This is a genomic window from Amycolatopsis sp. NPDC051903 (assembly GCF_044452505.1).
In the GTDB taxonomy this organism is placed as follows: Bacteria; Actinomycetota; Actinomycetes; order Mycobacteriales; family Pseudonocardiaceae; genus Amycolatopsis.
Map to the genome: position 1 here is coordinate 362,739 of NZ_JBITBT010000001.1, position 26,160 is coordinate 388,898.

General features: G+C 68.0%; 32 protein-coding genes and 1 tRNA gene. 8 read left to right on the forward strand and 25 right to left on the reverse strand.

Features of this window, described 5'->3' with window-relative positions:
- Positions 1-205: 205 nt before the first annotated feature.
- Both ACIA77_RS01825 and ACIA77_RS01830 read right to left on the reverse strand, forming a co-directional pair.
- On the reverse strand, positions 206-1,081 hold the full coding sequence (locus ACIA77_RS01825; RefSeq protein WP_395883853.1) for an LLM class F420-dependent oxidoreductase: 876 nt from the start codon (positions 1,079-1,081) through the stop codon (positions 206-208).
- 39 nt (positions 1,082-1,120) lie between these two features.
- Positions 1,121-2,089: a YncE family protein gene (locus tag ACIA77_RS01830; protein ID WP_395883854.1), complete on the reverse strand. Its 969-nt coding sequence runs from the start codon at positions 2,087-2,089 to the stop codon at positions 1,121-1,123.
- A gap of 131 nt (positions 2,090-2,220) precedes the next feature.
- Between ACIA77_RS01830 and htpX the strand changes: the two genes are divergently transcribed.
- Positions 2,221-3,069, forward strand: a complete 849-nt coding sequence (gene htpX / locus ACIA77_RS01835; RefSeq protein ID WP_395883855.1) for a zinc metalloprotease HtpX — start codon at positions 2,221-2,223, stop codon at positions 3,067-3,069.
- A 1,439-nt stretch (positions 3,070-4,508) separates the two neighbouring features.
- Here htpX and rfbA read toward each other — a convergent pair.
- Positions 4,509-5,390 carry a glucose-1-phosphate thymidylyltransferase RfbA gene (rfbA, locus tag ACIA77_RS01840; RefSeq protein WP_395883856.1) on the reverse strand — a complete coding sequence of 294 codons (882 nt, stop codon included), beginning with the start codon at positions 5,388-5,390 and terminating at the stop codon, positions 4,509-4,511.
- A 42-nt stretch (positions 5,391-5,432) separates the two neighbouring features.
- Entirely contained in the window at positions 5,433-6,581 is a 1,149-nt protein-coding gene (locus ACIA77_RS01845; protein ID WP_395883857.1) for an exo-alpha-sialidase, read from the reverse strand.
- A gap of 214 nt (positions 6,582-6,795) precedes the next feature.
- Between ACIA77_RS01845 and ACIA77_RS01850 the strand changes: the two genes are divergently transcribed.
- Complete coding sequence (locus tag ACIA77_RS01850; RefSeq protein WP_395883858.1) at positions 6,796-7,476, forward strand: hypothetical protein; 681 nt, start codon at positions 6,796-6,798, stop codon at positions 7,474-7,476.
- A 65-nt stretch (positions 7,477-7,541) separates the two neighbouring features.
- Here the strand turns inward: ACIA77_RS01850 and ACIA77_RS01855 are convergent, their stop codons facing one another.
- Positions 7,542-7,949: a hypothetical protein gene (locus ACIA77_RS01855; RefSeq protein WP_395883859.1), complete on the reverse strand. Its 408-nt coding sequence runs from the start codon at positions 7,947-7,949 to the stop codon at positions 7,542-7,544.
- A 158-nt stretch (positions 7,950-8,107) separates the two neighbouring features.
- On the reverse strand, positions 8,108-8,599 hold the full coding sequence (locus tag ACIA77_RS01860; protein WP_395883860.1) for a YajQ family cyclic di-GMP-binding protein: 492 nt from the start codon (positions 8,597-8,599) through the stop codon (positions 8,108-8,110).
- A 115-nt stretch (positions 8,600-8,714) separates the two neighbouring features.
- Between ACIA77_RS01860 and ACIA77_RS01865 the strand changes: the two genes are divergently transcribed.
- Positions 8,715-8,796: transfer RNA gene (locus tag ACIA77_RS01865), tRNA-Tyr, on the forward strand.
- A gap of 132 nt (positions 8,797-8,928) precedes the next feature.
- Here ACIA77_RS01865 and xerC read toward each other — a convergent pair.
- The 16 genes from xerC to ACIA77_RS01945 form a co-directional block, all read right to left on the reverse strand.
- Positions 8,929-10,275 carry a tyrosine recombinase XerC gene (gene xerC, locus ACIA77_RS01870; RefSeq protein WP_395883861.1) on the reverse strand — a complete coding sequence of 449 codons (1,347 nt, stop codon included), beginning with the start codon at positions 10,273-10,275 and terminating at the stop codon, positions 8,929-8,931.
- Positions 10,275-10,466, reverse strand: coding sequence for an AlpA family transcriptional regulator (locus ACIA77_RS01875; protein WP_081655068.1), 192 nt, complete (start codon positions 10,464-10,466; stop codon positions 10,275-10,277). The genes xerC and ACIA77_RS01875 overlap by 1 nt, the downstream gene beginning before the upstream one ends.
- Before the next feature lie 184 nt (positions 10,467-10,650).
- Positions 10,651-12,033, reverse strand: a complete 1,383-nt coding sequence (locus tag ACIA77_RS01880; RefSeq protein ID WP_395883862.1) for a DUF3631 domain-containing protein — start codon at positions 12,031-12,033, stop codon at positions 10,651-10,653.
- Positions 12,033-12,968, reverse strand: a complete 936-nt coding sequence (locus tag ACIA77_RS01885; RefSeq protein ID WP_395883863.1) for a bifunctional DNA primase/polymerase — start codon at positions 12,966-12,968, stop codon at positions 12,033-12,035. Before ACIA77_RS01885 ends, ACIA77_RS01880 begins: the two co-directional genes overlap by 1 nt.
- On the reverse strand, positions 12,902-13,336 hold the full coding sequence (locus ACIA77_RS01890; RefSeq protein ID WP_395883864.1) for a hypothetical protein: 435 nt from the start codon (positions 13,334-13,336) through the stop codon (positions 12,902-12,904). Before ACIA77_RS01890 ends, ACIA77_RS01885 begins: the two co-directional genes overlap by 67 nt.
- 172 nt (positions 13,337-13,508) lie before the next feature.
- Complete coding sequence (locus ACIA77_RS01895) at positions 13,509-13,973, reverse strand: NUDIX domain-containing protein (RefSeq protein WP_395883865.1); 465 nt, start codon at positions 13,971-13,973, stop codon at positions 13,509-13,511.
- A 234-nt stretch (positions 13,974-14,207) separates the two neighbouring features.
- On the reverse strand, positions 14,208-16,481 hold the full coding sequence (locus ACIA77_RS01900) for a hypothetical protein (protein WP_395883866.1): 2,274 nt from the start codon (positions 16,479-16,481) through the stop codon (positions 14,208-14,210).
- Positions 16,481-17,389 carry a hypothetical protein gene (locus ACIA77_RS01905; RefSeq protein ID WP_395883868.1) on the reverse strand — a complete coding sequence of 303 codons (909 nt, stop codon included), beginning with the start codon at positions 17,387-17,389 and terminating at the stop codon, positions 16,481-16,483. Before ACIA77_RS01905 ends, ACIA77_RS01900 begins: the two co-directional genes overlap by 1 nt.
- The gene (locus ACIA77_RS01910) at positions 17,389-17,682 is read right to left on the reverse strand and encodes a hypothetical protein (RefSeq protein WP_395883869.1); all 294 of its coding nucleotides are present in this window, start codon (positions 17,680-17,682) and stop codon (positions 17,389-17,391) included. Before ACIA77_RS01910 ends, ACIA77_RS01905 begins: the two co-directional genes overlap by 1 nt.
- 15 nt (positions 17,683-17,697) lie before the next feature.
- A complete protein-coding gene (locus ACIA77_RS01915; RefSeq protein ID WP_395883870.1) occupies positions 17,698-17,955 on the reverse strand; it encodes a hypothetical protein in 258 nt (85 codons plus the stop codon).
- The gene (locus ACIA77_RS01920) at positions 17,948-18,190 is read right to left on the reverse strand and encodes a hypothetical protein (protein ID WP_395883871.1); all 243 of its coding nucleotides are present in this window, start codon (positions 18,188-18,190) and stop codon (positions 17,948-17,950) included. The genes ACIA77_RS01915 and ACIA77_RS01920 overlap by 8 nt, the downstream gene beginning before the upstream one ends.
- Complete coding sequence (locus ACIA77_RS01925; protein ID WP_395883872.1) at positions 18,187-18,570, reverse strand: hypothetical protein; 384 nt, start codon at positions 18,568-18,570, stop codon at positions 18,187-18,189. Before ACIA77_RS01925 ends, ACIA77_RS01920 begins: the two co-directional genes overlap by 4 nt.
- An 88-nt stretch (positions 18,571-18,658) precedes the next feature.
- Positions 18,659-19,087: an RRQRL motif-containing zinc-binding protein gene (locus ACIA77_RS01930; protein ID WP_395883873.1), complete on the reverse strand. Its 429-nt coding sequence runs from the start codon at positions 19,085-19,087 to the stop codon at positions 18,659-18,661.
- Entirely contained in the window at positions 19,084-19,662 is a 579-nt protein-coding gene (locus tag ACIA77_RS01935) for a hypothetical protein (protein ID WP_395883874.1), read from the reverse strand. Before ACIA77_RS01935 ends, ACIA77_RS01930 begins: the two co-directional genes overlap by 4 nt.
- Positions 19,662-19,976, reverse strand: coding sequence for a hypothetical protein (locus ACIA77_RS01940; RefSeq protein ID WP_395883875.1), 315 nt, complete (start codon positions 19,974-19,976; stop codon positions 19,662-19,664). Before ACIA77_RS01940 ends, ACIA77_RS01935 begins: the two co-directional genes overlap by 1 nt.
- A gap of 38 nt (positions 19,977-20,014) precedes the next feature.
- Positions 20,015-20,197, reverse strand: a complete 183-nt coding sequence (locus ACIA77_RS01945) for a hypothetical protein (protein ID WP_395883876.1) — start codon at positions 20,195-20,197, stop codon at positions 20,015-20,017.
- 137 nt (positions 20,198-20,334) lie between these two features.
- Between ACIA77_RS01945 and ACIA77_RS01950 the strand changes: the two genes are divergently transcribed.
- From ACIA77_RS01950 to ACIA77_RS01960, 3 genes are all read left to right on the forward strand, one after another.
- On the forward strand, positions 20,335-21,156 hold the full coding sequence (locus tag ACIA77_RS01950; RefSeq protein ID WP_395883877.1) for a GntR family transcriptional regulator: 822 nt from the start codon (positions 20,335-20,337) through the stop codon (positions 21,154-21,156).
- On the forward strand, positions 21,156-21,998 hold the full coding sequence (locus tag ACIA77_RS01955; RefSeq protein WP_238603419.1) for a glycosyltransferase family A protein: 843 nt from the start codon (positions 21,156-21,158) through the stop codon (positions 21,996-21,998). Before ACIA77_RS01950 ends, ACIA77_RS01955 begins: the two co-directional genes overlap by 1 nt.
- A 268-nt stretch (positions 21,999-22,266) precedes the next feature.
- Entirely contained in the window at positions 22,267-22,752 is a 486-nt protein-coding gene (locus tag ACIA77_RS01960) for a hypothetical protein (RefSeq protein ID WP_395883878.1), read from the forward strand.
- Between the two features lie 272 nt (positions 22,753-23,024).
- Here ACIA77_RS01960 and ACIA77_RS01965 read toward each other — a convergent pair whose 3' ends face one another.
- From ACIA77_RS01965 to ACIA77_RS01975, 3 genes are all read right to left on the reverse strand, one after another.
- The gene (locus ACIA77_RS01965) at positions 23,025-23,246 is read right to left on the reverse strand and encodes a hypothetical protein (protein ID WP_395883879.1); all 222 of its coding nucleotides are present in this window, start codon (positions 23,244-23,246) and stop codon (positions 23,025-23,027) included.
- Between the two features lie 178 nt (positions 23,247-23,424).
- Positions 23,425-24,135, reverse strand: coding sequence for a hypothetical protein (locus ACIA77_RS01970; RefSeq protein ID WP_395883880.1), 711 nt, complete (start codon positions 24,133-24,135; stop codon positions 23,425-23,427).
- A 76-nt stretch (positions 24,136-24,211) separates the two neighbouring features.
- Positions 24,212-24,640, reverse strand: coding sequence for a TIGR03667 family PPOX class F420-dependent oxidoreductase (locus tag ACIA77_RS01975; RefSeq protein WP_395883881.1), 429 nt, complete (start codon positions 24,638-24,640; stop codon positions 24,212-24,214).
- A gap of 373 nt (positions 24,641-25,013) precedes the next feature.
- Between ACIA77_RS01975 and ACIA77_RS01980 the strand changes: the two genes are divergently transcribed.
- Together ACIA77_RS01980 and ACIA77_RS01985 are read left to right on the forward strand one after the other, a co-directional pair.
- The gene (locus ACIA77_RS01980; protein ID WP_395883882.1) at positions 25,014-25,664 is read left to right on the forward strand and encodes a hypothetical protein; all 651 of its coding nucleotides are present in this window, start codon (positions 25,014-25,016) and stop codon (positions 25,662-25,664) included.
- 200 nt (positions 25,665-25,864) lie between these two features.
- Positions 25,865-26,143 (forward strand): MSMEG_0570 family nitrogen starvation response protein, encoded by a 279-nt coding sequence (locus tag ACIA77_RS01985; RefSeq protein WP_395883883.1) that lies wholly within the window; start codon positions 25,865-25,867, stop codon positions 26,141-26,143.
- Positions 26,144-26,160: the final 17 nt, after the last annotated feature.

Genomic DNA, 26,160 nt, shown 5'->3' on the forward strand with positions numbered 1-26,160 from the left:
GTCCAGAAACCGGCGCGATCTCGCGGAGTGGTTCGGCAGGGTGACTGAGGTCGTCGGGGAGTTTCCGCGGCGTGCTCCGGCGGCTTGTGCGTCGACTTCGACGAGGTGGCGAGATCGCTTAGACCCGGTTTCTTCCCTCCCGGTGTGCTCGGCCCGACGGGCCGAGCACACCTACCGGTAGGAAAAACGGCGCGATCTCGCGTTCTCAGCCGAGTTTTTCAGCGGCCGGGATGACGTCGGTGGCGAACTTCTCCAGCAGGGACACGTCGGGCACGCCGGGGACGCTGCCGATCGCCGCGTCGAAGCCGAGGGTGTGGAGGCGCTCCAGGTCGGCCAGGAGTTCGCCCGTCTTTTCGCCCTTCTCGCCGATGTCGAGGGTGTGGTAGGCGGTTTTGGTGATCTCGTTGTAGTCGCGGCCCTCGTTCTCGCAGTGCTGCTTGAGCACGTCGAGCTTGTGCTCCACGTCGGGGGTGTTGAAGATGTTGCACGCGTCGCCGTACTTGGCGACGAAGCGCAGCGTCTTCTTCTCGCCGCCGCCGCCGATCATGATCGGCGGGTGCGGGCGCGAGAGGGCCTGCGGCGAGTTCAGCAGGCGCTCGGCGTCGAAGTGCTTGCTCGAGAACGCGGCGTCGCCGTCGCCCCACATCTGCAGGATGTACTGGAGGTTCTCCTCGAGCAGTTCGAAGCGCTCCGCGGTCGGCGGGAACGGGAAGCCGAGGCCCTTCGACTCCTCCTCGTTCCAGCCGGCGCCGATGCCGAGCACCGCGCGACCGCCGGAGAGCACGTCGAGCGTGGTGATCGCCTTCGCCAGCAGGCCCGGGTGCCGGTAGAGGACGCCGGTGATCACGGTGAGGAGCTTGGCGCGCTCGGTGTGCGCCGCGAGGAAGCCGAGCGTCGTGTACGCCTCGAGCATGTCGTTCTCGCTCGGCCCGACGCCGCGGATCTGGAAGAAGTGGTCCATCACGCCGACGTAGTCGAAACCGGCCTGGTCGGCCGTGCGCGCGACGGCGGCGAGGTCGGAGCCGAGCTTCGCCGGCCCGCCCGCCCAGGTGAAGTTGGGGATCTGCAGTCCGAGTTTCATGCGATCGACGGTATACCTGGAGTTACACCACCTGCGTGGTCAAAAGTTGCGGACGACGGAAACGGTGCCGTGCAAGGGATCTGTTACGTAAACAGCGCGTGTCCGCTGGTCGACGGCGAGGTCGCCGGGGTTCACGCCGAGGCTCAGCTCGCCGGTGAGCACGCCGGCCTTTCCGTCCACGCGGGACAGCCCGTTCTGGCCGCCGTTGGTGTACACGGTCTCGGTGCCCTGGTTCACCGCGATCGCCGACGCTTCGCTGCGCAGCAGCACGGTCTTGCTCTGCGTGCGCGACACCGGATCCACAATGGACATGTGGTGGATCGCCGAGTTCGCGACGAACACCGTGCCGCTCGCCTGGTGCACGGCGACGCCCGTGGGGGAGGCTCCGACGCCGGTGCTGCCGGTGAACTTCCCGGCGTCGAGGTCGAAGATCTCGAGGGAATCCGTCGTCGGGCTCGTGCAGTAGACGAGCCGCTGCCCGGTGTCGAGCGCGACGCCGGCCAGGCCGGGCTTCGGCGCGGGCACGATCCGCTGGGTCGTGAGGCTGAGCGTGTCGAGGATCGCGAGCGTGCCGGTCGAGCCGCTCACCGCGTAGACCTTGTTCGCCGCCGGGTCCACGGCGAGCGACGACGCCCCGGCACCTGCGCCGACGACGCTGACCGTCTGGTGGCTCAGCGCGTCGAGCGCGATGACGGTGCCGCCGGGCGGGTTGGTCACGTACACGCGGTTGGCCGCGGAGTCGACGGCGACGTCGCTGGGCTTGCCGCCGACGTTGATGAGCGTGATCACGCGCCCCGCGTTCGGGTCGAGCACGGCCACCGTGCCCGAGTTGGCGTCGGTGACGTACACGAGCCCGGTGACCGGATTCACGGCGACGGCCGTGAGCGCCCCGCCGACGTCGACCACGCTCACCTGTTCCGCCCGCGCCGGGCCGGCCAGCACGGCTGTGGCCGCACCCGCCGTGGCCAGGGCGAACAGACCCCGCCTGCTCAGTTCCGGACCCCGCATCACCCACCTCCTCGGTCGGGGAGATCGATCGACCCTAACTCGCGAGTGGATCACGTGAAGGAACTTCGGGTCGCCCGATCGCGTTGTTTCCGGTGAGTAACCACCCCTGACTGCGGACGGAGGCGAGCCGCGTGCACAAGCACCAGAACGGGCTGAAGACGGCGTTGCTGCTCGGCTTGCTGTCGGCGATCATCATCGGGATCAGCAGCCTGTTCGGCCGGGGTGCCCTGATCATCGGCCTCGTCGTGGCGCTCGGGGTCAACGCGTACGCCTACTTCAACTCCGAGAAGCTGGCCCTGCGGGCCATGCGCGCGCGACCCGTCTCCGAGGTCGAGCAGCCCGCGATGTACCGCATCGTCCGCGAGCTGGCCACCACCGCCCGCCAGCCGATGCCGGCGCTCTACATCAGCCCGACGGTCGCGCCCAACGCGTTCGCCACCGGCCGCAGCCCGCAGCACGCGGCCGTCTGCTGCACCGCGGGCATCCTCGACCTGCTGAACGAACGCGAGCTGCGCGCGGTCCTCGGCCACGAGCTGTCGCACGTGTACAACCGGGACATCCTGATCTCCTGCGTGGCCGGCGCGCTCGCCAGCGTCGTCAGCTTCCTCGCCAACATCGCCTTCTTCTTCGGCGGCAACGACCGCAACGGCAACCCGTTCGCCTCACTGCTCATCATCCTGGTCGGCCCCATCGCCGCGTCGGTCATCAAGCTCGCCGTCAGCCGCTCCCGCGAGTACCAAGCGGACGCCTCGGGCGCCCAGCTCACCGGCGACCCGCTCGCCCTGGCCTCCGCCCTGCGCAAACTGGACCGCGGCACGCGCGCCGCCCCCCTCGCCCCCGAGCCGGCCGTGGTGTCGCAGTCCCACCTGATGATCGCCAACCCCTTCCGCCCCGGCGCGGGCTTGTCGAAGCTGTTCTCCACCCACCCCCCGATCGACGACCGCATCCACCGCCTGGAACAACTAGCCCGCGGCTTCTGACCCCTGCGGGCCCCTCGCCACTCCCTTTTTTGCGCGACCGGCTCGCTCACCGCAGCGGCTTTGCACGATCGGTCCACTCGCTCTGTCCGTGGCGGCTCGACCGGTCCATTCGCGGCGGCGGCATCGCACGATCGGTCCACTCGCTCTGTCCGTGGCGGCTCGACCGGTCCATTCGCTGTGGCGACGTTGCACGATCGGTCCATTTGCTCTGTCCGTGGCGGCCCGACCGGTCCGCTCGCTGTGGCGGCATTGCTCGACCGGTCCACTTGCGCAGTCCGCGTGGCTTGAACGGACCGCTCGCACGTCGGCGCGGCCTGACCGGCCCACTCACGCCGTCCGTACCTCGGCGCGATCGGTCCGCTCGCTACGCCGGTGCCGCGCGAACGGTCCATTCGCGGCATCGGCGCGGCGCGACAGGTCCACTCGCTGCGACGGCGCTACGCGACCGGTCCGTTCGCACCGTCGGTGCGGCGCGGCAGGTCCACTCGCTGCGGCGGCGTTACGCGACCGGTCCGTTCGCGCGGTCGGCGTGGCCCGACCGGTCCGGTCGTTTCGGCGGCGTTGCACGATCGGTCCGTTCGCACCGTCGGTGCGGCGCGGCAGGTCCACTCGCTGCGGCAGCATCGCGCGACCGGTCTGCTCGCGCCGTCCGCATGGCTTGAACGGACCGCTCGCTACCCGTGCCGCGGCGCGACAGGTCCACTCGCTGCGGCGGCGTCACGCGACCGGTCCGTTCGCGCGGTCGGCGTGGCCCGACCGGTCCGGTCGTTGCGACGGCGTTGGTCGATCGGTCCACCCGCGCTTCCCGGGTGGCTTGAGCGGTCCGTCCGTGCCGCTGCGCGACCGGTCCAACTCGCGGCATTGCCGCGACCGACTGCCTGTTCACACCGCCGGCGCCCGCCACGACGGGTCCACTCGTCGCGCTGTCGCCGATCGACCGGTCCGGTCGTGATGCCCGCGCTTCCCGACCCGTCTGTTCACGCGCTCGTGTTGCGCGACCGGTCCGCCCGCGCCGTCCCCTGGGCTTTGGAGGTTTGCCGACTCCGCGCGTGCCACAACGCGAAAGCTCCACTCGCAGCACTGTCGCTGACCGGCCTATCCGCTCGGTGCGTTCGCGTCGCGCGCGGTTCGCCCGCGACCTCCGTGGTGGCTTGAGGGGTCCGTTAGCACTGTCCGTGTCGCGGCACGAAGGGTCCGCTGGCAGCGCTGCCGCCGACCGACTGATCCACTTGCGCGCTCCGGGTGCTTGAACGGTCCACTCGGTGCGCCCTTGCCTCGGCGCGGCTGGTCCCCTCGCGGTGCTGCGAGAACCGACTGAGTCCGTTCGCACCTGCCGCGCTGCGAGACCGGTCCACTCGCGCTGCACCGAAACCGACCGACCGGCCCCTCACCCACACCGCGCAGCCCGCACCCCACACAAACCCGCAACCCCAGGACCCTCAGCCAGCCGCCCCAGAAGACTTCGCGACGTTCATCACGTACTCCCCATACCCGCTCTTCGCGAGCTTCGCCCCCAGCGCGAAGCACTCGTCCGCGCTGATGAAGCCCATTCGCAGCGCGATTTCCTCCAGGCAGGCGATCCGCACGCCCGTCCGGTGTTCCAGCACCTGCACGAACTGCCCGGCCTCGAGCAGGGAGTCGTGGGTGCCCGTGTCGAGCCAGGCGAAGCCGCGGCCGAGTTCGATGAGGGTGGCGCGGCCGGCGCGCAGGTAGGTGAGGTTGACGTCCGTGATCTCGAGTTCGCCGCGCCGCGAGGGCTGCAGTGCGCGCGAGATGTCGACGACCTCGTTGTCGTAGAAGTACAGCCCGGTGATGGCGTTGTTGGAGCGCGGCGAAACCGGCTTCTCCTCGATGGTGACGAGCTTCCCGGTCGCGTCGATCTCGCCGACGCCGTAGCGCTCGGGGTCCTTCACCGGGTACCCGAACAGCACGCAGCCGTCGAGGTCGGTGGAGGCGGTCTGGAGCGTCCGCGAGAAGCCCTGGCCGTAGAAGATGTTGTCGCCCAGGACGAGGGCGACGGGGTCGTCGCCCACGAAGTCGGCGCCGATGACGAAGGCCTCGGCCAGGCCGTTGGGGCTGGGTTGCTCGGCGAAGGAGAACGACAGCCCGAACTGGCTGCCGTCACCGAGCAGCCGGCGGAAGTTCGGCAGGTCGTCCGGCGTGGAGATCACGAGGATGTCCCTGATTCCGGCCAGCATCAGCACCGAGATCGGGTAGTAGATCATCGGCTTGTCGTAGACCGGCAGCAGTTGCTTCGACACGGCCTGCGTGATCGGGTGCAGCCGCGTCCCGCTGCCGCCCGCCAGCACGATGCCCTTCATCCCACTCCTCACTCGCGATGGTCACCGGACCGAGTGAGTGTCTCAGCCCATCGGGCCCTTGCCGAAGTAGGCCTTGCAGCCGAGGTTGTACTCGGTCGCGATCTCCAGCACGCTCTTGCCGCCGTCGACGGGCAGCAGCGTCGACGAGTAGTTGGGGCAGAAGTTGTTGTAGATGCCGCTGATGGCGATCGGCGCCGGCAGCGGGTACCAGTTGCCCTGGCCGAGGTTGTCGTTCGCGAGCAGCACCTGGCCGTTGCCCGGCTGCGGCACGCCCTTCGCGTTGGTGAAGATCTGCCCGACCATCACCAGCCGCACGCCGTGGGGCCCGCCGGGGAAGAGCGTGACGGTCTGCGCGTGCTGGAAGTAGTCGCCGTTCGCGGTCATCACGCGCGTGCCCGGGTCGGCGGGATCGCCCCAGTTCGCGCCGTCGGCCGAGATCTTGTAGTACGGGTCGCAGTAGCGGTCGCCGTAGTTGCAGATCTCGTAGCTGAACCAGTACCGCCCGTCGGGCAGCCGGCGGATGATCGGCATGCCCGGGCGGACGCGGTCCGGCGGGATGGCCATCGTGAGCTGCTTCGTGCCCCAGTGGACGCCGTCGGTCGTGGCGACGCGGTTGAGCACCTGCGCGTACTTCGGGGCCTGGGTCTCGTCGGCGTAGTGGAGCCAGAGCGTGCCGCCGGCGTCGACGGTGAACTCCGGTTCCCAGATGCCGTCGTGGTTGTGCGACCGCGCGGCCTCCGCCAGGAACGACCAGTGCTTCCCGCCGTCGATGCTGGCCCAGACCTTGATCCCGATGCGCCGCTGCGCGCCCGCGTCCTGCCGGTAGCTCGCCGCCCACAGCACGGTGCCCGCGCGCAGCCGCCCGACGCGTTGCGGCAGCTCGTAGAGGGTGCCGCAGCACTCGCCGAGTTTGGCGTCGGGGTCGCGGATCTCGCCGATCTCGTGGAACGACGCGCCTTCGTCGGTGCTCTCCATGATGGGCGTGAACTTGCCGCCGGCGTCCTCACTCGTGAGCGACGCCAGGATGTGGCCGCGCCCGAACGGCGAGTACTGCAGCCGGATCAGCCGCGCGTACGAGCCGTACCCCGGCACCAGCTGCTGCTTGTCGACCACGGCGGACGCGGGCGTGAGCCCGGCGGCGATCACCACCAGCGAGGTGAGGAGGGCGATCACTGGTGTCCAACGGCGCATCCTGAACCTCTCTCACGGGTGGCCGCGCGATTACACCACGCAACCGGCCCCGCCCCGGGCCGTTTTGCGGCACTTCCGCAGGTCAGCGCGCAGAATCCACCCGGTCGTGGGGTTTGGGCTGTCCGATCGGGTGTCAGGGGGAGGTAACGGATCGTCAAAGGGTGACGAAAGATCAGCGGAGGGCCACGCGGTGGCTCACGAGGGGGAATGGGAAATGACGCGCATCTCCGGGCGTGTTGCCGCTCTGGTGCTGATCGCGCTGGTCACGGCCTCGTGCAGCGTGCAGCCCTCCGGGCGCGGCGTGCTCCTGGGGTCGCCGGAGGTCCACTCGTCCCCGTCGTCGTCACCGGCTCCGCCGCCCCGCCGGCTGGAAGCCCCGACGGAAACCCACTCCGGCAAGGGCAACGGCACCGTCACCCTCACCTGGCCCGGCGACGTCCGCGGCTTCCTGACCTTCGACTGCCCCCGCTGCGACTCCAACGTCGTCGTCCACACCGACGGCGACGAAGGCCTGCTCGTCAACGCCATCGGTGCCTACCACGGCACGGTCTGGTTCAACGTCCGCGAAGCCGCCAAGCCCTCCCACACCCTCAGCATCTCCGCGGACTCCGCGTGGACCGCCACGATCGCCGACCACCGCTCCCTCCCGACCGCCCCGGCCGGCAAACCGTACGCGGGCAAGGGCGACGCCGTCGTGGCCATCCCGCCGGACGTCTCGCTCGCGTCCTTCACCGCGAAGAACCGCGGCAACACCGCCGTCTGGGTCCAGGGCGGCGCCACGATGGCCCTGGTGGTGAACCAGATCGGCGCCTACACCGGTTCGTTCCCGGTCCCCGGCCCGACGTACATACAGGTGGAGGCGGGGGACGGCCAGTGGACGCTCACTCCGCAGTGACCCGCGTTCGCCAAAGTGGACCGCACAACCACCGTCCCCTGTGGACGGTTCAACTCCGACGGTGCTCAGTCCCAGTGGTTGAACAGCAGTTCGCTGACGGTGCGTGGTTTCCAGTGCGCGATCTGGCGTAGTTCGGCCTTGGCCAGAGCGGACAGGTCGGCGCGGTTCAGCGGGGTGCTGAGCTCGTCGGCGGTGAGGAGCCGGAACGACGTCTGAGTCGCGAGCGCGGCTTGGCTGACCGGGTCCTCGATGACGGTGACCGGACCCCAGCCCGTGAGGGGCTCGGCGAGGGCGATCACGGGGACGTGCCGGTGGCACAGGATCGCGAACCGCCGCTGTCCTCGACGGGTGAGCGTCGCCGTGTGGAACGTGCTGTACAGCTCGGGTGCGGTGATCTGCTCCACCGTGGCGCCGAGCCGCCGGGCCGCGTCGTGGCTGACCGCCGCGAAGGCCTTCCGGTCGGTGGTGGGCAACGGGCTTGACCCGGCGTCCCGGAAGCCGGTCGCTCCGCACGGCACCGTCCAGGACCCGGCCGATGAGTCCACTCAGTGCTCCGGTTCCCCGGCGGCCTGGCCGAGTGTTGGACCCACGGGCACCCGATAACGGATACCCGCAGGTCAACGACCGTGCGTCACCGGTAGTTGGTGAACTGCAACGCGATCTCGAAGTCCTTGCCCTTCAGCAACGCGATCACGTCCTGCAGCTGGTCCTTCTTCTTGCCCGACACCCGCAGCTGGTCGCCCTGGATCTGGGCCTGGACGCCCTTCGGGCCTTCGTCGCGGATGAACTTGGCGATCTGCTTCGCCTTGTCGGACGCGATGCCCTGGAGGATCTTGCCGCCGATCTTGTAGGTCTTGCCGGAGATCGCGGGCTCGCCGGCTTCGAACGCCTTGAGCGAGATGTTCCGCTTGATCAGCTTCTCCTTGAAGACCTCCACGGCGGCGAGCGCCCGCTCCTCGGTCTCCGACTCGACGGTGAGGGCTTCCTCGCCCGCCCAGCTGATGGTCGTGCCGGTGCCCCGGAAGTCGAACCGGGTGCCCAGCTCCTTGCTCGCCTGGTTCAGGGCGTTGTCCACCTCCTGGCGGTCGACCTTGCTCACCACGTCGAAAGAGGGATCCGCCACGTGTCCTCACACCTCGTACTCGCTCGTCAGGGGCCACCAGCCTAGCCCCTGCCACCCGGTTGATCCGCGGGTCGGGCCGTTGGGTATCCTTCTACGCGGCCGGTCACCCGGCCATGGCAGGTTACCCAAGCGGCCAAAGGGATCTGACTGTAAATCAGACGGCTCAGCCTTCGGGGGTTCGAATCCCTCACCTGCCACACCAGCCAAATCACCCCCGTGACCAGCACGAACCGGTCACGGGGGTGATCTTGTGTTGTGCAGTTGTATGCGGCTGCGCACGGGCTCGCTGCGACTGGTCGCCCCCTATTCGCCCCCGAGTTTTGCGGGGCTCAGGAGTCGCCCAACGCGTCCCCCATGCGGTCCCGGGCCGTTTGCTCGCCCCCGTCGAGGCACTTCGCGTAGACGCGAAGCAGGACCGCCAAACTGTGCCCTGCCCACTTCGCGACCCGGGTCGGCTCGATGCCCGCCGCGAGCCAAGTCGAGACAGCGGCGTGGCGCAGGTCATACGGCCTCTTGGCTAACGGTCCGGCCTGCACCTCAGCGGTGAATACCGCCTTCCGGCAGGCTGCCCATGCTCGCCCGTAGACCGTGCTGCCGATCCGTCCGCCGTCGCGCTCACCGCGGAACAGCCGCCCGTCGGGTGCGGTGCCGAAGGTGTTCACGTGGTTGTGCAGCAGCTCCGTGAGCGCGGGGACGCATGGCACTGAGCGCCCGTGACCGGCAGGACGATGCTTGAGCGGGCCGACTTCGGACGCCTCGCCGCTATCGGTCCAGACCCCATTCACTTCGGGTCGGGCACCTTGCAGGTGGATATCACCCCAGCCCGACTCAGGAATCGCCAAGTCGGCCTTCCCTAGATTTGCCGCTTCCTCCGGCCGGAGAGCGGCGTAGTACATGAGACCGAAAAACGCCTTCAACCGCGGAGGTGCAGCGTCGATCAACATGCGACCCTGGATCGGGTTTACGACCGCCTTCGGGTCGACTTCTGCGAGCACAAACTTTTGCTTCTTCAGCTTTACACCATCCATCGGATTTGCCGAGATAGCCTTAAGCTCAACCCGTGCGTATTCGATCAACTCCCCCAGCGCCGTGCGCCGAATACGAACCGTGTTGCGGGCGGCTTGCCCGCCATCCAACTTGAGGTCCAGAGCATCCAAGACACCCCGGAAGATCTCCGGCTTTCCCAGCTCAGCCACGTCACGGCTCGCCTTCTGGACGAAGCTGATAGCGTGTTGAATCTCCGGTGAGTGCTCACGTTCCCGCGTCTTCTTGTTGTACGCGACTTTCAGGGCCTTCCGGAGCGCGACCTCCTCCCCCTGGTACTTCCCTTTCAGCATCGGAATAGTGGCGGAAACCATCGACTCCACCAACGAAGAGCGGTATTTCGGTGAAGCGTCTTTCCACTTCATGTCCACGTACGCGCACGCACATTCGAAGAATGTCATCTTCCGGCGCGCCCTCAGCATCGACAGCGGCCAGCCTGTCTCGATGTCGAACGCTTCACCCTTACTCACCGCCGTCAGCAGTGCTGAGCGGAAGTTGTTCGCCAGCGGGAACGTGTCAAACGTGTCATCACATCGCTTTTCTGCGACGACCCATCGAACGCGATAGGTGGTCCTCCGCTTTCCCTTGCGGGTCTCGATCGACCAGACCTTTACCTTGTATGTGGTCTCCATCAGGCCGCCGCCTCCTCGCATCCGTCAAGCCAGTTCTCTAGGTCCATCCGCCGAACGCGAAGCGATCCGTTCGGCAGTTTGATGCATTTCGGCGCACGTCCTTTAGCGCGCCATTCGTAGAAGGTTCGGCGGGAAATGCTCAGCTCGTCGCAAACGGCGTCGACGGTGAGGCTTTGACGAAGGGCAGCCATTGTCTTACGACTCCTCGCGCAGCGGTGGCAGTGATCCGGGGCGCGACGAACATGGGGATCTCCTTGGCTAGGCGTAGCGGACGACCGCTACGGGGCTGGCTGGACTTGTCCGCTACATCCGCTACAAGCGCTACATGCCTGGTCAGAGGCGTAGCGGATACGTGGGGTGTAGCGCTCGTATCCGCTACACCGGTCCGGCGGGCGGCGGCTCGCCGGTAGCGGGTGTAGCGCTCGTATCCGCTACAGGCCCAGCGTCCGCTACGCCCGTGACCTGCGATGTAGCGCTTGTAGCGGATGTAGCGGATGTGGGCAGGTAGCGGCTCCAGGCGTCCGCGAGGCCGCCTTCGCCTTCGATCCGGTAGCCCTTCGGGACCTTGCCGCCCGGCATGCGGACGTTCTTCGACTTCACGCCGTACGGCTCAAGTTCCTTTGCCAGGCGGCGAGAGTCGAGCGTTTTGCCGTGGCCGTCGAGGTCACCCCACGGTGCCTCTTCGATATCGCATAGAGCAGCGATGATCTCCGCAGTCGGCATCTCGGTCACGCCGCGGCTGGTGAACAGGTCTCGCAAGTCGGAGAGCAACCGGATGCGCAGCCCGCCGCCCTTCCGGTCCACGTTGGCGGCGGCTACGAAGTGGGAGCACGCTGCCCGCGCGGTCTCCGGCCAGTGATCCCCGGCGGCATCCGCGATTGCGATCAACGGTCGCCAGATCTCGGCTGACCTGTCTCGCACTCCATCCGGCATTTCCGGTCGGCCACGGCTGATTTTGTCGGTCACGGTGCCGATCCAGGCGGCCAACTGCTCACGAAGCGGGGTGGCTTCGACCTCTACGTCCTCCTCCCAAAATTCCTCGACTTCCTCGTCTTCGCGGCGGCGTTGCATGTGGATGGTGATGGCACGAGTGGTGATGGTGTCGGGCATGTTCCCGGCAATGCCGGCAAGGGCAGCGGGCGCGTAGACCGGGAACCGCTGGACCTTCATGGCGCGAGCGTCACCGACGCAGCGCGCGATGGTGGCCGACCGCTTGTATCCCGCGTTGAGCAGCCCGCGCAGATCTTCGTTGTTGCCGCCGCTCTTCGGGTTGAAGATCGTGTCTACCTCGTCGAACAGGATGGTGATCGGCCCGTCGTTGACCATGCGGAACAGTGCGGCCGTGGTGGCCGAGATGGTCATCTCCGGTGCCCTCACGAGGTGCTGAGCCACCTCAAGCACCCGGGTCTTTCCGCTGCCCGGCTCCACGCTCGACAGGATCAGCCGCGGCGTGACGTAGAAGTGGTCAACGGCGTGGGTGTGCGCGTACCAAAGCGCGAGCATCGGTGCACAGTGCTCCGACGGGAACGCGTTGAACCGCAACACGAAGTCCCGCACGTTGTTCAGCACCTCGTGCCCCGGCGCGACCGGCACGTTGGCCGCGCGCCAGGCCGCTTGGCAATCCTCGGTGCAGAAGTCGTCCGACGGCGATCCGTCCAACGGGCGACCGCACTGACAGCACGCGCCACCACCGTCGGCAGCGCCGGGGGCACCGATCGCCGCATCGATGGCGGACACGGTGCTGTCCACATTGGTCATTAGGCTGCCTTTCCTCGGCGGGCTACAGGGTTGCGGGAACCGGCGTCAAGACCGGCGTCAACGACGCGCTCGACCTCACGGGCCGTGCAGTCGCAGGGAGCGGAGATCATGTGTCCGGCCGCCGCTATCAGGTCGGCGCGCGCGGTGTCGTAGTCGACTAGCTCCGCACCGACCTTCCGGCCGATCGTGTAAGCCGCGGACGACAGCACCGCGTTGTGCTGCTCTGGCGGGGCCGTACGGATGCGTTCGCACTCACCCGCGAGTGCAGCAGACCCGTAGCGATCGGGGTCGGCAGCGCGGATCTCACGCGGCGCTGAGCTGGCCGTAGACGCACGTTCGGCGCACGCCTGGACTAACCACCCCGGCAGCTCGACGGGATCGGTCTCATCCGCCAGCTCCCAACCGCCCGCTGCGGCGGTTGACCCGGGTCCCACGACGTACCCGCCGTTCGCCCGAACGTCGACACGCGGAGCCAGCTGACCTGCACTGCTCCGGAGGTGCGTCCCTGCCGGGGCGCGGTAGTAGAGGTGCCGCCCGCCGGACGGCGTGGTGACGGTGTAGGTCGCCGGGATCGGACCACCTCGCCGCTCCGCAAGCTCAGCGAGCGCGGCGGCTCCGTCCGCACCGGACTGGCCGGGCTTCGGCTGGTCCAAGTCGATGACCACGAGCCGCGCCGGACCTGTTGCGACGGCTACGTTCCAGGTGTCCGCGCTCCAGCATCGGCGGATACGGGCGGGGTCGGTGGTGGCGCGCGCTTCCCACTCTCGGACTGCTGGCCGCTTGCGACCGGGCACAAGCGGGAACACCGGCCAGCCCGAACCTGCGAGGTACAACGCCCACTCCAGAGTGTGCGCGCCGTGAGGCGTAGTCACTCGGACCACCCCGCATTGGGGTCGCAGTCGGGTGCGTCCGGATCGACGTTGTAGACCTTCCACGGGTCCGGTGTCCGGTCGGCGAACTCGGTCAGCGGGTCGCCGGGGGCGATCTCGTCCGGGATGCGCCGCACCGGCAGCCGGTCGGCTCCCAGCCGCTTGGCTTGCTGCGCGGCCCACGCGTCCATGGCGGCTTCGTCGTCTTCGGCGAAGTCCGGCCGGGCGGGCACGGTGCGCAGCTGCGGGTGTTGCTCGAACAGCCACGCCTTGCACTGCTGGCCGTAGGCGATCGCGGTCATCCCGGCAGACGGGGCGGTGCGTCCGATGAGGAATCCGACGATTTCCCGATACTGCTGGGGAGTGGAGGGCAGGCCGTGCGTGACGGCGAGGATCGAGTACAGGTCGAACACGCGCACTTCGTTGGCGTCCATGGTCACTTACCTCCGTTGGCGGCGTAGACGGCGAGGCAGGCTGGGCACTTCTTCTTCGTCGCGGGGAACCACGGGGACCGAGAACCCTTGCTAGGGCAGGTGATTCCGCAGTAGGTGGTGAAGGTTCCGTGCCACCACGAGGTTTTCGCGACGAAGTGGTAGATCTCGGCGCTCACTTGGCCTCCCGCGAGATGAGGGCGACCAGGACGGCGGCAGCGTCGGCGAGAATGTCGGCGTGGTCGAACGCGAGGCGCGCGGACAGGGCGGTGTCGAGCGGGACCCATTCGGCGGTGGCGGCGTCGTCCCCGGCGCGCGGCGGCGTCGCGCTCGGCAGAACGGCGACGTACGCGACGTTCACGTAGCGCCCGCGCGGATCGCGTCCCGGGTGGTCGTAGATCCCGACCTGGTACAGGGCATCGGCGGTGACGCCGGTTTCCTCGGCCAGTTCCCGCATTCCGGCTTCGGGAAAGGTTTCCTCGACGTCGACGTGACCGCCGGGCAGCGCCCACAAGCCCGTGAAGGGCTCCCAGCGGCGACGGATCAGCAGAACGTGCCACGCGCCTTCTTCGTAGGCGAACGCGGCGACGTCCGCGGTGAGGTGGGCCAGTTCGTGGTTGCCGTGCTCGTGAGCGTCCATCGCAGCTCTCCTTCTGTCGGTTACGGTGTGTGCCTGTTTTCGGCATGGCTCGGCTGGCGCGATGTCCCGGGGAGGGAGTCGCGTGACGGGGTGCGCAGGTACGGTTTTCGAGCGTGATCGGCGGGTGGCGAGTGGGGGTCCCTCGCCTCCCTGGTCGGGGTCGTAGCTGGTCAGCAGGGGGAGGCGGGTCCGGGGAGGCGGTGAGGGAGAACTCCCCGGATTCCGCGGCCTCCCTTAGTCGGTTCCCTCGTCCTCGTCTGCGTCGAACTCGGCTTCGTCGTCACGCTCCGCAATGGCTTCGCGGACGCGGGCGGCGCTGATCTGCTTGACCCCGCCGGACTTGTAGGGCTTGGCCGAGTCGGGCAGCGCCTTCTGCAGGTCGCTGAATGTCCAGCCGCCGTAGGTGCCGCGGTCGAGATTCGCGAGGCCCTGCAAGACTTCCTGCGTGCGCATCCGGGCTTCGGTGCCGATGACCTTCGCGATGTCGGCGAGGTGGTCGACTCGTTCGGCGCGGACTTCGGTCGTCGCGGCGGGCAGCGCGGTCTGCTCCGCCAGTTCCATGGCGCGTTTGGTGACTCGGGCGGCGTCCTTCTCGCCGTTGTAGAAGCTGCGCAGCAGACCGGGTTGCGCGGTGAAGCCGCGGGCCATGCAGGTGCCGACGTCGCCGGGGCCTTCGTCGGTCTTGGGCACGAGTCCGACTGCGGAGATTCCTGCCTTGTAGGAACCGGTGCCCAGCACCGCGTCATTGGCCATCTGGTCGCCGATCGCGAAGCACGCCTTGTTGCTGGCCACCGACGTGATCTTGCGCGGCAACGCGTCCTTGGACGGTTCCGGCGTCAGGAAAATCAGGGTGATCGCGTACTTCCGCGCGGTGGACATCAGCTTGGACGCGACCTCGATCGCGGTCTTGCCGTCCTTGCCCATAAACAGGTTCTGGCACTCATCGATCACCACGACGCGCGGACGGAGTCGACTGTCCTTTTCGGCCAGTTCCCGGGTGACCGAGCGGGAAACGGCGTGCTCCTTGATGGCCTGCCCGCGCACGGTCAAGTCGTCGTACAGCTCGCACAGCAGATTCAGGCACTTGTCCACGGTGTCCTCACCGGCACCGGTGGTCAGCGAGTTCAGCCGCGGTTTCATCGGGTCGTAGTCGGCATTCTCGGCCATGACCACGACATCGATCACGGTCAGCGGGTCGAGCATCGCGCCGAGCACCAGGTTGATCGCCAGAGTGGACTTGCCCGAGCCCATCATGCCGCCGAACACGTAGTTCGCCTCGAACAGCCGCCCGTTCACCACGTCGCCCTTGAGCGTCACCCCGACCGGGACCCCGGCGAAGTAGTCGGCCTGCGCGTTGTCGAGGTCTTCGAGCAGCGGCCACGGGTCCACCGGCCCGGACAACGCACCGGGTTTGGCCACCCACAGGTCCAACATGCTCGGCTTCGGTTCGGTCGGCCACACCTCGCGCGGGTACCGGACCAGGTTGTGCGCCAAGGTGGTCTTGCGCTTGACGATCTCCTCCACCGGGCACGCCGGGGGCAGCGCGACCTGCGCGCGCCAGCCCTTGCCGTCCTTGTGCGGCGGGGTGATGAACTTGATCCGCCACCCTTCCTTGACCGCGCGGTTGAATCCCGGGATGTTCAGGTTCTTCAACGCGTTCAGGATGGTGTTCTCGTCGGGCAGCTCGTCCATCGCGTCGCCCTCGACCTTCGGGGCGAGCCACTGCGGGGTGTCGCCGTGGGTGCGGCCGGTCTGGTACAGGTAGCCCAGCCCCAGCACGGTGCCCCCGACCAGGAGGAACACGCCGTAGCTGGTCAGGAACCACACCGTGAATGCGATCGCGTCGAGCACCGCGCCGATCGGCGCGAGAACTTCGCTGATGTCGCCGTTCTTGACTGCCAGGATCATGCCGATCCCGAGCAGCAGACCGGCCAGCCCGAGCAGCCCCACGACGGTGGCCTTGATGACCTTGCCGGGCGCGGAAATCCAGTCCTGAACCCGATCGTGGCGGCGCTGCTTCTCCGCCACGTCGGCTTCCTGCCAGTACCGCAACGCGTCCTGGTCGCCCGCGGCTTCGGCGGCGCGCATCTGGCGTTCGTACCGGTTCGCGCCGTGCGCATCCCGCCACCGGCGAACCACGACTTTCACGCCGGAAGTCGGGTAGGCGACGACATGGCGGAACGCGGCCTTGGTGCGGTCGTGCTTGGCGACCTTCTTCGCGGTGCGCACGACCACTACCGCGTCATTGCGGTAGCCAGCCCACCGAGCGAGCGCCTGTTCCTTCTGCGACTTGCGCCGTTCGTACTCTTCGGCCGAGAGCACTTCGTCGGCTTCGAGCACGGGGCCGTTGTGTTCGCGGGCGGGCAGGCGGTGAACGGTCGCGAGTTCACCGGCGGTGGTGTTCACGGACGCGTTCGCGGACGCCTCGGCCGGGGTGTTCACGGATGGTTCGACGGGGGTGTTCACGGGCTGCTCTCCGTGGTGTTCGCGATCGGCGGTGGTGGACATCACGCGACCTCCCTCAGGGCGGTGGGCTCCGGGTCGGCCGGGGCCGTGTCGGTGTCGGCGAGTTCGGCGGCCAGGGCGGCGGCGACGTTGGACGAGGTGCCGCGGGCGCAGTCGGTGACGCTGCGGACCCAGGCCGGGGTGATCTCGGTTCCGGGCGTCCACGCGGCGCGGGCGTCGGCCACGTAGTCGGCCAGGAGCTTGCGGGCCGCAGGCTTGGCCTTGGTCGTCTTGCGGGCGGGCTTGCGCGGCTGGGCCGGTTTCACCTCGACCGGCTCAGCGTCGGCGGGCTCCGGCGCTGCCTCGACCGGGGTCGTCGCCTCGACCGGGGCGGGCTGGTCGACGTCCGCAACGGCAATGCCGGCATGGGCGTGACCGGCGGCAGCGAGGACGGCTTCGGTGAGCTTGTCGCGCAGCACCGGAGCGGTTTCCGCGGCGAGGAACACCAGCACCGGCGGCACCGAGTGCAGCGCCACCCCGGCGACGTCGAACCGGGTCCAGGACTCCCAGGTGTTCATGACGTAGGTGGCCAGGAACGCGAACCACTTCGTCCGGTGCGCCCACACCCCGGTCGACACCTGGTAGCGGGCGGTGATCTGCTCAGCCCGCAACACCGCCACCAGGACGAGGGACACCATCGGGTCCAGCAGCCAGCCCGCGAACCAGCCCAGCGACCACACCGGCGCACCGGCGGCGGCGAACTGCTGAACGTTGACCATCGTGAACGCCAGGCCCAGGAAGATCCCCAGCCAGATCACCGCGTCCACCTGGGTGCGGACCTTCTCCACCCGCAGCGCGACCACGTCCGGGTGGTTCGCCAGCCGCCGCACCTGCGCCGCGGTCGCGGCGTCCTGCGCGAGCTTGTCCGCGTCCGTGAGCGGCACGTGCCGCGCGTCCGTCGGGCTGTTCATTACGCGCCCTCCTTCAGTTCGCGGGTGGCGGCGGTCAGCGCCGGGAACGGAGTGGTGTCGGTGTCGCTGGTGATCTGTTGCGGTGCGCCGGTTTCCGGTGCGCGGTCGCGGCGACGAACGGCGATCTCATGACCGGCCCACGCGCCTCCGGCCAGGACGGACCCGAGGGCGAGCCAGCCGGTGAACAGGGCGGCGAGTACGAGTGGCGCGGCCACGGCGAGCAGTTCGGCGAAGTGCCACACCACCCACTGGATCGCCTGGTCGGTGCGGGTGCAGGTGTGTCGAGCGGTCATGACGTTCACCTCCGGTCAGCGGGGCGGGGTCAGGCGGCCCGCACGGGCCGCGGCAAGCAGAAGGGACCAGCGCACGGCCCGGCAGGCGACGACAGCGCCAGCGACACCGGCGGGCAGCACCACCCATGTCGTCGGGAACGCGACGACCAGGGTGATCAGCACACCGAGAAACAGCACCGCCCCGCGCAGATTCGCGCTCATGTCGTGCGCCACGGCCTCGCAGTACGCCTCCTGCCAGGTCAGCCACATCCGCTGGTCAACGCGCCTACGCATGCCGGGCCTCCTGCGTGCTCTCGCGGGGAAAGAACTGGTTGATCGGCCCGCGCGGCTCGCGGCTGGCCTGTGCGGTGGCGTAACGGTCGAGTTCGCCCATCACGCCCTCCAGAACCCGCGCCACCAGCACGATCGGAATGCGGATCAGGTGCAGGACCAGGAACAACAGGACGGTGACCGCGTGCCGGATGAGCGCCGCCGTCCCGAACCGGGACAGAACCTCGAACGTGCTCACGACTGGTCACCCCCGGTGCCCCGGGCAACCCAGCGGTGGCACCACGCGAGGACGTCCTCATCCGGCGATGTCCAGTCGATCTCGGGATCAGCGTCGAACGCGCGAGCAGCGGCAACGGCGCGGCCCTGGCCCCGGACGCTCAGCGGGAGAACACGCGAGCCTTGCGCGGTGAGCCACATCGGGTTCCACAGGTCCAGCCGCAACTTCACGCTGCCGTCCGCGGCTTCGATGACCGGACCTACGGCAAGACGGCCGTCGATCATGACGAAGGGACGCGGCACCTCGACGGTGAGGCCGTCCACCTCGACCGCGCAGCCGACACCGACGACCGCTCCACGAGGCGTGACGTTGACGGGCACAAGCTTCAGGTAGTCGGTCATCGGTTCGCCTCCTGGCGTTCGCGGGCGATGCGTTCGTTCTCGCGGGTCACGTGGTCGTGCAGCTCCCACGGGTCTTCCGGGGTCGGGTTCATGCGGCGGCCTCGATTCGGTCGGCCTGCTCGTCGTCGAAGCACTCCCAGCACTGGCGGGTGCTGGTCGGGACGCAGTAGCCCTGGACCCGGGTGCAGTCGACACAGGTGCGGCGGGCTTCCATCGCGTGGTCCATCTGTCCCGGCGCGGCCTGCCGCTTCGGCGCGGCCAGCTCGACCGAGAACAGTTCGGCGACGGTTTCGCGGGCATAGGGCTTGCGGTGGCGGAAAACCAACAACGCCAAGGGGTCTTGGCCGTTAGGCCGGAGCCCGGCGTCGCGCAGCTGCGAGCGGGTGAGCAGGGTCGAGGGGGCTTCGCCCCAGCCGAACACCGGCAGCCCGTCTCGGAAACCGCGGCAGAGCGCGATGTGGTGGGTGCGGCCGTCGAACACGCGGGTCACTTCCTGGCGGCGGTTGCGCGGGTTCATCGCGCCGTCACCTCCACCGACGGGTCCGCAGCAAGGGCGTCGACCAGGGCCGAATAGGCGGCCGGGGCACGCACAGCGAGGATGCGCAGCGCGGCACTGACCTGGCCGCTGTCGACCGCGGCGCAGTGGGCGCGGAACGACAGCTCGTCGGCCCGTTCAGCGAACGCAGCGAACACCTTCCGGTACAGCGGATATCCGGGGATCGAGCGCGGCAGGATGACCAGGTGCACGGTCGCGGCGAAGAAGGTCAGGTCTCGCGCGGTGGCCGGATCGGCGAGCATGTCCGCGATCCGCTCCAGTCCGGTCCGGGCGGTGGTGCGGTCGAGAAGACCGGCCATCTCGCGGAGCGCGGGACCGTAGGTGTCAGCCAGCTGCGCGAACTCCGTCGCGATGTCGCCGGTGAACAGAACGGCGGCCGCGCCGCCGTCTGGCGGCTGTGCGCCGCGGTCAGCGGGTTCTACCATCTGAATCTCCCTCGTACGGTCATGCGGCTGGACGTGGGGACCCGGCGCGGCGTGCGCGTTCTTGGCGGGATGAGCCGCCGCGTCGGGGTGGAAGTTCAGCCGGGCGCACATCACGCGGCCTCGCTCTCGATCTCCGCGGCTGCGGGCTGCGCAGTGGTCGGCAGGGCGCGGAGAACGGACCGGCTGGCACGACGCTGGCGGCGACCTGCGCCGCGCTGGTCGCGGAAGTCGTGCAGGTAGTCGTGCATCGCGGCCAGCTCAGCCGCGGACAGGAACAGCTCGGTCTCTTCGGCCGCAGCGTCGAGCTGGTCGAACGGGTCGAACTCGAATGCAGACCGTTCCTGAGCAGCGAGAACGTCGTAGTTCTCGTCCATGCCGTCGTACGCGGCTTCGGCGGCGCGGCGGCTGGTGAAAGCGGACCTCATCGGATCTCCAATCAACGAAAAAGAGCAGGTCAGGGGACTCAGAGCGACTTGATGAACGTCGTGACGCTTCCGATCACGTGGCCCACGAAGTGCGCCGACTCCAGCGGTGCGGTGACGACCATGAACAGCACGAACGCGATCAGCGCGAAGCCGAACAGCTTCCCCACAACGCCCGAGCCGCCGCCGAGCTTGAAGCCCTTCGGAAGCGTCTGCTTGGCCATGTCGTCCTCCTAGTTCGAGCGTTTGTCGGTTTGAGAGTTTGTACTCAAACCTGCTGACATGGATGAACGTAGCCGACGGCGCGGGCGGAGCGCAAGGGGGTTTGTGTACAAACCCTCAAACGCCTACGATCGGCGGCATGGAGACACAGCGGACCCCCGCGCGGCAGACGATCGCGCTTCGGATCGCCGACGACCTGCGGATCAAGATTGAGCTGGGCGAACTCCGAGCAGGGGACTCGCTGCCCCCGCTCCACCAGCTCATGGAGGAGTACGACGCATCGCAGACGTCGGCGCGCAACGCAATCACCCTGCTCAAGCAGCAGGGGCTTGTTGTGGTGAAGCGCGGCACCCCGCCGAAGGTGCGGCCGAAGCCCAAGAGGGTTGAGCGAAGCTCGGACCGCCACCAGGCGGAGAAGGACATGGTTCGGCAGCCGGAAGACGTCCGCGCTGGCCACGGCCTGGCCGAGGATGACATGGGCGAGTCGATCGACCGATACGACTTCATCCCCAACTACTCGCTCGTACCCGCAGACCTCGACCTGGCCGATGCATTCGGCGTCCCGGAGGGCACAACCCTCCTGCGACGCGAATACATTCACCGAGACCGAAAGACCGGCGCACTTGAGGCCAAGTCGCTGTCTTGGCTCTTGAAAGAAGTTATCGACGCGAATCCGAAAATCGCCGACCTCAAAGAAGCCAAATGGCCGGGCGGAACCATGCATCAGCTCTACACAGTCGGAATCGAGATTGACGAAGTAGTGGACCACGTGACTTCCACGATGCCGACGACCGTGGAAATGGAGGAGTGGAATCTAGTCGAGGGAACACCGCTCCTGCTGGTCCGCCGGATATCAATCGACACAAATGGTCGAGTTGTCGAAGTAAGCGACGCTCAGTACCCCGCCGATCGAACCATGCTGACCTTCCGCACACCGCTTAAGCGATGGGACGACAAGTAATGACGAAGCGACTTTCTATCATCACTGCCGCATACGCCCCGCTGTCCGAATACTTCGATGAAACAATTCGAAGTGTAATGAGCCAGGATCTCCCAGAAGGGTGGGAATTTGAATGGCTGATTCAGGAGGACGGCGAATCGCCCGGACTCTCAAGCAAGGTGGCCGCCCTGCCGAACGTTCGATATGCGCCAAACCGGGCGCACACCGGCATTGCAGCAACTCGTAATCTCGCGCTGACCAGGGCTACCGGCGACGTCGTGCAGGTGCTAGACCATGATGACGTCCTCTTGCCCGACGCATGGCTGCGGATGCTCCCGCACTTCGAGCGGCCAGATGTGCACTGGGCGGTCGGCCAGGCCGATGACCTGCTGTCTAACGGCGAGCGGCGAGGCTACGAATCGGCTATCGCATTCGGCGAGGTGCCCGCTGGCTTGGTCAATACCTGGGCGATCGACCACGAGGGGAACTGGCCGATCCACTGCGCCGGGCTGTACCTGAGGACCGAGCTGGTCCGTGCTTTCGGCGGCTGGGGCGGTGCCCCGGTTGACGATGACATCATCATGTTTGCCGCACTATCCGAAGTGGTCAATGGCTACAACGAAAGCGCCGTGACCTGGCTATACCGCGTACATGACCGGCAGACCTCGAAGAGCGCAACATGGAGGGAACGCAGCAGCGACGGCCGCCGAATTGCACTACAGCGAATCGAGGCCATTCGAGCCGTCGGATTGAAACCCACAGGCGACCTGTCCAACCTTTCACCAAGCAAGACTGTGCATGTTGGCCCGGCAGCAAAGGAAACCATCGGCGGAGCTTGGTGGAAAAATAGCGGTCATTCCTAAAACCGGCGCGGACGGAGCAGCGTCACCACGATTGCCGTTCCGAGCGCGACTAGGACACTAGGGCCAAAACCCCAACCGACGCTCATACCCACGACAAACGCAGCCAGCGCACACAGCAGTGGGAGTATCCAGCGGCGGCGTGGTCGAACTTGCTCGACAACGACGTATTCGGTTGGTCGACGGAACATTTCGTGTTTCCCCTCTTGCACGAGTACAAGCCCAAGTTGCACATTAGACGAGTTCGCACAGGTTGGGGAGGGATTCGAGGATGGCGGGGCGACCAGAGGGCACCTCCGGCGGCTACAACGACCGGGGGCCGGATGACTACGACCGGGACGCATGGCAGGAGTTCACGCCGTGGCGGCCCGGCGATCCGACCACCAGGGGCGAAGCGCCAGCAAGTTACGCGGTCGGATTCGAGAGCACGGCGCTCTATCGACCGTCGGAGGACGAGAATGCCGGCCGGACGCACACGGTCGACCGGGAACCGCCAGGCCAGCCGCCCACCGGTCGGCCTCGGTCACGATGGTGGACAGAAGACCAGCCAGTGCGACTCGATCGCGGCGACCGCGTGACCAGCCGGTCCGCGGTCGGCGGCGCGGTGTTCTCCCACGTTCCGGCCGGTACCGAAGGGCGCGTAACGGGCACGCGATCCGGACTCTTCGGCGGCGACTTCGCCACCGTCGAGTTCGCGAACGGCTACGTGGAGGAGGTACCCACCTCGGAACTCAACCGCGAAACAGGCTGGTTCTGAGCCGCCCACGCGCCCTATTTCATCCCAAGCTAGGCCGAAAAACTGCTCCGGTGCAGGTCAGAGGGAGTGCGGCCTCTCGTCTGTAAATCAGACGGCTCAGCCTTCGGGGGTTCGAATCCCTCACCTGCCACACCAGCCAAATCACCCCCGTGACCAGCGTCAACAGGTCATGGGGGTGATCTTGTGTTGTGTGGCTGTGTGCGGGCGTGTGCGGCCGTTTCCGGCTGTCCGCCCCACATACGCGCCCGCACCACGCCCGCGGGATTCGGGGCTCACAGGCCGCCCAGCGCCCTCGCCACGCGGTCCCGCGCTGTCTGCTCGCCTCCGTCGAGGCACTTCGCGTAGACGCGCAGCAGCACCGAAAGGCTGTGCCCTGCCCACTTCGCCACGCGCGTCGGCTCCACGCCGCCGTTGAGCCATGTGGACACTGCGGCGTGGCGGAGGTCATACGGGCGCTTGCCGAGCGGGCTGGCGGCCACCTCAGCGGTGAACACCTCAGTCCGCGCGCGCCCACACGACCGTAGACGGTGCTGCCGACTCGACCGCCGTCCCTGGCGCCGCGGAACAGCCGGCCGTCTCGCGCCGTGCCGAACCGAAACAGGTGGTCATGCAGGATGGCTGTCAGCTCAGGAGTGCACGGCACTTTCCTCCCTTCTTCTTCGTTGCGGTGCTTCAGCGGCCCTCTTCGACGCCTGCCCGCTGTCGGTCCACGACTCTTCGATCCGAGCGGGGATCGACTTCGTGCAGCACGAACTTGCGCTTCGTCGCCTTCACCGCGTGAAGCGGGTTCGAGGTCAACAGCTTCCTTTCCGCCACGGCATACGTGATCGCATTCCCGAGCTTGGTGCGCCTGATTCGGACGGTGTTGGTCGCCGCGCGCCCGCCGTCGAGCTTGAGCTCCAGAGCACGCAGCACAGCGCGAAGCACTTCCGGATCGGCGAGGTCCCCGACGTTCCTGCTCGCTTGCCGCGCGAAGCTGATGGCGTGCTGCACTTCTGCTGTCAGGTCGCGTTCCCGCACGTTCCTGTTGAAGGCGATCTTCAGCGCCTTCCGCAGCACCGCCCGCTCACCGGAGTAGCTCCCGTGCAGCAACGGCACGGTGATCGTCATCAGCGATTCGGCCAGCGACTCGCGGTACTTCGGTGACGAGTCGTCCCACTTGATATCGGCGAACTCGAACCACGGCTTCGTCTCGACCGGGTCGCGGCGCATCGATGCCGGCATGCCGGCATCGACGTCGAACGCCTCACCTTCTTGCGACGAGGCGACCAACTTGGAACGATGGCTGTCGGCCAGGGCCCAGGTGGTGCAGGTCGGTCCAAAGCGGACGCCGTCGACTCCGATCTTCGTGTCGGTGCTGGTCTCGGCGTGGCGGCGAACCACAGGGCGACCGTCGCCGGAATCGACATGTCCCCGCACCGAAAAGCCCCCGCGATCCACTCGCGGGGGCTTTCGCGTATCAGGCGGCGCGCAGCTTCGTCGGGGTCACCACCAGGGCGACGGAGAACAGCGCCGCGAACTCCTCCGGTGTGCCGAACAGCGCGCCGATGCGTTCGGAGTACTTCGCGACGTACGCGGGGTTGCGGTCGGCCGGTGGTTCGTCGGCCGCGAGGCGGGCGGTGCCCTCGATGCGGACGACGTTGCGGCCGATGTCCGTGACGTCCAGACCCAGGCTGACGCGCGGGTTCGCCGCGATGTTGCGCAGCTTCTGCCCGGCCGGCCGGCTGTACAGCAGCAACGTGCCGTCCTCGCGCGCGAGGAACCACACCGGCACGCTGACCGGCTGGCCGTCCGGGCGGACGGTGGTGAGCCAGGCCATCAGGTTCTGCTCCAACCGGGCCTCGACGCGGGTGCGGTCGGCCTCCGGCAGGCGTGACGTGAGTTCCACGGTGATCCCTTTCCCAGTGTCGTCGTGAGGGTAGGGCGAGGGTCCGACAATTTTAGGTGATCAAACTCTCGACCTGCGGATTCGCTCCCACTCGGATGGCAGGCGCACCCCTGGGCGAGGTCATCGGGTTCCACCCGTTCCGCAGCAGCTTCCCCGCGCCGCCGGGCTGCCACCGGGCCCAGGCCGGCGCCCTCGATGAGCTGCTCCTCGACCCCGCCCGCCGCCTGCGCTCCTCGCCCGCCTGCCGGACACCCTCGGCTGCCACCGGCAGGTCGTGGTCGACATCGACATCCACTACGCCCTCACCATGCTGGGCTGCATCGAGGCGGCCGCCCCGTAAGCTGGCGGTCTCGTCGCCTGGGGGAGGGTTCGCGTGAGTTTCGATCTCGTCGTGTGGTCCGCTGCCGACACGCAGCCGAAGGCCCGGTACGACGGGCTCGGCGACACCGAACCCGAGGGCATCAGGGACCCGCAGGTCGCCGCGTTCTACCGCGGCCTCACGGCCCACCACCCGGAACTGGTCGACGCCGACGACCCCGAGCGGTCGCCGTGGAACGCCGGCCTCAGCCAGTACGCCGACGCCGTCGTGCTGCCCATCGCGAGGTCGCACGCGGAGGCCGTGCAGCGCTTCGTGCTCGCCCTGGCCGGGCGCCACGGCCTCGAGACCTACGACCCGCAGTCCGGCGCCGTCCACCACCCCGGGGTTCTCACCCTCACGTCCTGCGACGGCTCCCGCGCCGAAAACCCGGACGCCGCAGCCATTCGCCGCGCACTGCAGCGCCTGTCCCGCACCAACTGGTACGCCGTCCTCGAACGCGGCGACTCCTACGTCCAGGTCGGTCAGGGCAAGTCCGCGGGCGCCCCGGCCCGCCACTACGCCCTCGAACACCGCGACGGCTCCCCGGACCGCCACTACCGCACCGACGTCCGCTCCCTCGACGACGTCATCACGGCCTTCACCGGTTTCGCCACCGGCGACCCGTCGTGGCCTCAGAGCTTCGAGTGGCGCGAGCTCGACTTGTGACGGCCTGAGTCCCCAAAGCTGCCCCGCGATGGCGGACGCTGCCGGCCTCGGGCGGCACCGCTTCACCGAACGCCGGCTGTCCGCCGCGACCCGGGCCCGGCACCTCTGAGTGGCACTGCTCACATCCCCGGCTCGCGCAACGTCCGGGAAACGCGCGTGGTGTCCACTCAGGCGCACAGCGCGAGCAGCGAGGAGGCACCATGCCCGAAGTCGTGTTCCGAGTGCGGTGGCCGGATGCCTCGGTGCAGCGGTGCTACTCACCGTCCACTGTGGTCGAGGAGCACGTCGTCGCGGGGGAGGGGTACGCGGTCGCAGAGTTCGTCGCGCGCAGCCGGGTGGCGTTGACGGTCGCGTCGGAGCGGGTGCGGGAGCGGTTCGGGTTTCCGTGTTCGCGCGCCGCGGCGCAGCTGGCCGACATCGAGCGGCGCGCGGCCTACTTCGCCGCAGGGGAGGTCGTGGTGGAGGCTTTCGAGAACTGAAAGGCCCCCGTCTCCCA

Bases quoted from the DNA above. Each gene is read 5' to 3' on its own strand.
- ACIA77_RS01825 (WP_395883853.1), bottom strand. From the start codon at position 1,081: ATGAAACTCGGACTGCAGATCCCCAACTTCACCTGGGCGGGCGGGCCG.
- ACIA77_RS01830 (WP_395883854.1), bottom strand. From the start codon at position 2,089: ATGCGGGGTCCGGAACTGAGCAGGCGGGGTCTGTTCGCCCTGGCCACG.
- rfbA (WP_395883856.1), bottom strand. From the start codon at position 5,390: ATGAAGGGCATCGTGCTGGCGGGCGGCAGCGGGACGCGGCTGCACCCG.
- ACIA77_RS01845 (WP_395883857.1), bottom strand. From the start codon at position 6,581: ATGCGCCGTTGGACACCAGTGATCGCCCTCCTCACCTCGCTGGTGGTG.
- ACIA77_RS01850 (WP_395883858.1), top strand. From the start codon at position 6,796: ATGACGCGCATCTCCGGGCGTGTTGCCGCTCTGGTGCTGATCGCGCTG.
- xerC (WP_395883861.1), bottom strand. From the start codon at position 10,275: ATGGAGACCACATACAAGGTAAAGGTCTGGTCGATCGAGACCCGCAAG.
- ACIA77_RS01875 (WP_081655068.1), bottom strand. From the start codon at position 10,466: ATGGCTGCCCTTCGTCAAAGCCTCACCGTCGACGCCGTTTGCGACGAG.
- ACIA77_RS01880 (WP_395883862.1), bottom strand. From the start codon at position 12,033: ATGACCAATGTGGACAGCACCGTGTCCGCCATCGATGCGGCGATCGGT.
- ACIA77_RS01890 (WP_395883864.1), bottom strand. From the start codon at position 13,336: ATGGACGCCAACGAAGTGCGCGTGTTCGACCTGTACTCGATCCTCGCC.
- ACIA77_RS01895 (WP_395883865.1), bottom strand. From the start codon at position 13,973: ATGGACGCTCACGAGCACGGCAACCACGAACTGGCCCACCTCACCGCG.
- ACIA77_RS01900 (WP_395883866.1), bottom strand. From the start codon at position 16,481: ATGTCCACCACCGCCGATCGCGAACACCACGGAGAGCAGCCCGTGAAC.
- ACIA77_RS01905 (WP_395883868.1), bottom strand. From the start codon at position 17,389: ATGAACAGCCCGACGGACGCGCGGCACGTGCCGCTCACGGACGCGGAC.
- ACIA77_RS01910 (WP_395883869.1), bottom strand. From the start codon at position 17,682: ATGACCGCTCGACACACCTGCACCCGCACCGACCAGGCGATCCAGTGG.
- ACIA77_RS01915 (WP_395883870.1), bottom strand. From the start codon at position 17,955: ATGCGTAGGCGCGTTGACCAGCGGATGTGGCTGACCTGGCAGGAGGCG.
- ACIA77_RS01925 (WP_395883872.1), bottom strand. From the start codon at position 18,570: ATGACCGACTACCTGAAGCTTGTGCCCGTCAACGTCACGCCTCGTGGA.
- ACIA77_RS01930 (WP_395883873.1), bottom strand. From the start codon at position 19,087: ATGAACCCGCGCAACCGCCGCCAGGAAGTGACCCGCGTGTTCGACGGC.
- ACIA77_RS01935 (WP_395883874.1), bottom strand. From the start codon at position 19,662: ATGTGCGCCCGGCTGAACTTCCACCCCGACGCGGCGGCTCATCCCGCC.
- ACIA77_RS01940 (WP_395883875.1), bottom strand. From the start codon at position 19,976: ATGAGGTCCGCTTTCACCAGCCGCCGCGCCGCCGAAGCCGCGTACGAC.
- ACIA77_RS01945 (WP_395883876.1), bottom strand. From the start codon at position 20,197: ATGGCCAAGCAGACGCTTCCGAAGGGCTTCAAGCTCGGCGGCGGCTCG.
- ACIA77_RS01950 (WP_395883877.1), top strand. From the start codon at position 20,335: ATGGAGACACAGCGGACCCCCGCGCGGCAGACGATCGCGCTTCGGATC.
- ACIA77_RS01955 (WP_238603419.1), top strand. From the start codon at position 21,156: ATGACGAAGCGACTTTCTATCATCACTGCCGCATACGCCCCGCTGTCC.
- ACIA77_RS01960 (WP_395883878.1), top strand. From the start codon at position 22,267: ATGGCGGGGCGACCAGAGGGCACCTCCGGCGGCTACAACGACCGGGGG.
- ACIA77_RS01985 (WP_395883883.1), top strand. From the start codon at position 25,865: ATGCCCGAAGTCGTGTTCCGAGTGCGGTGGCCGGATGCCTCGGTGCAG.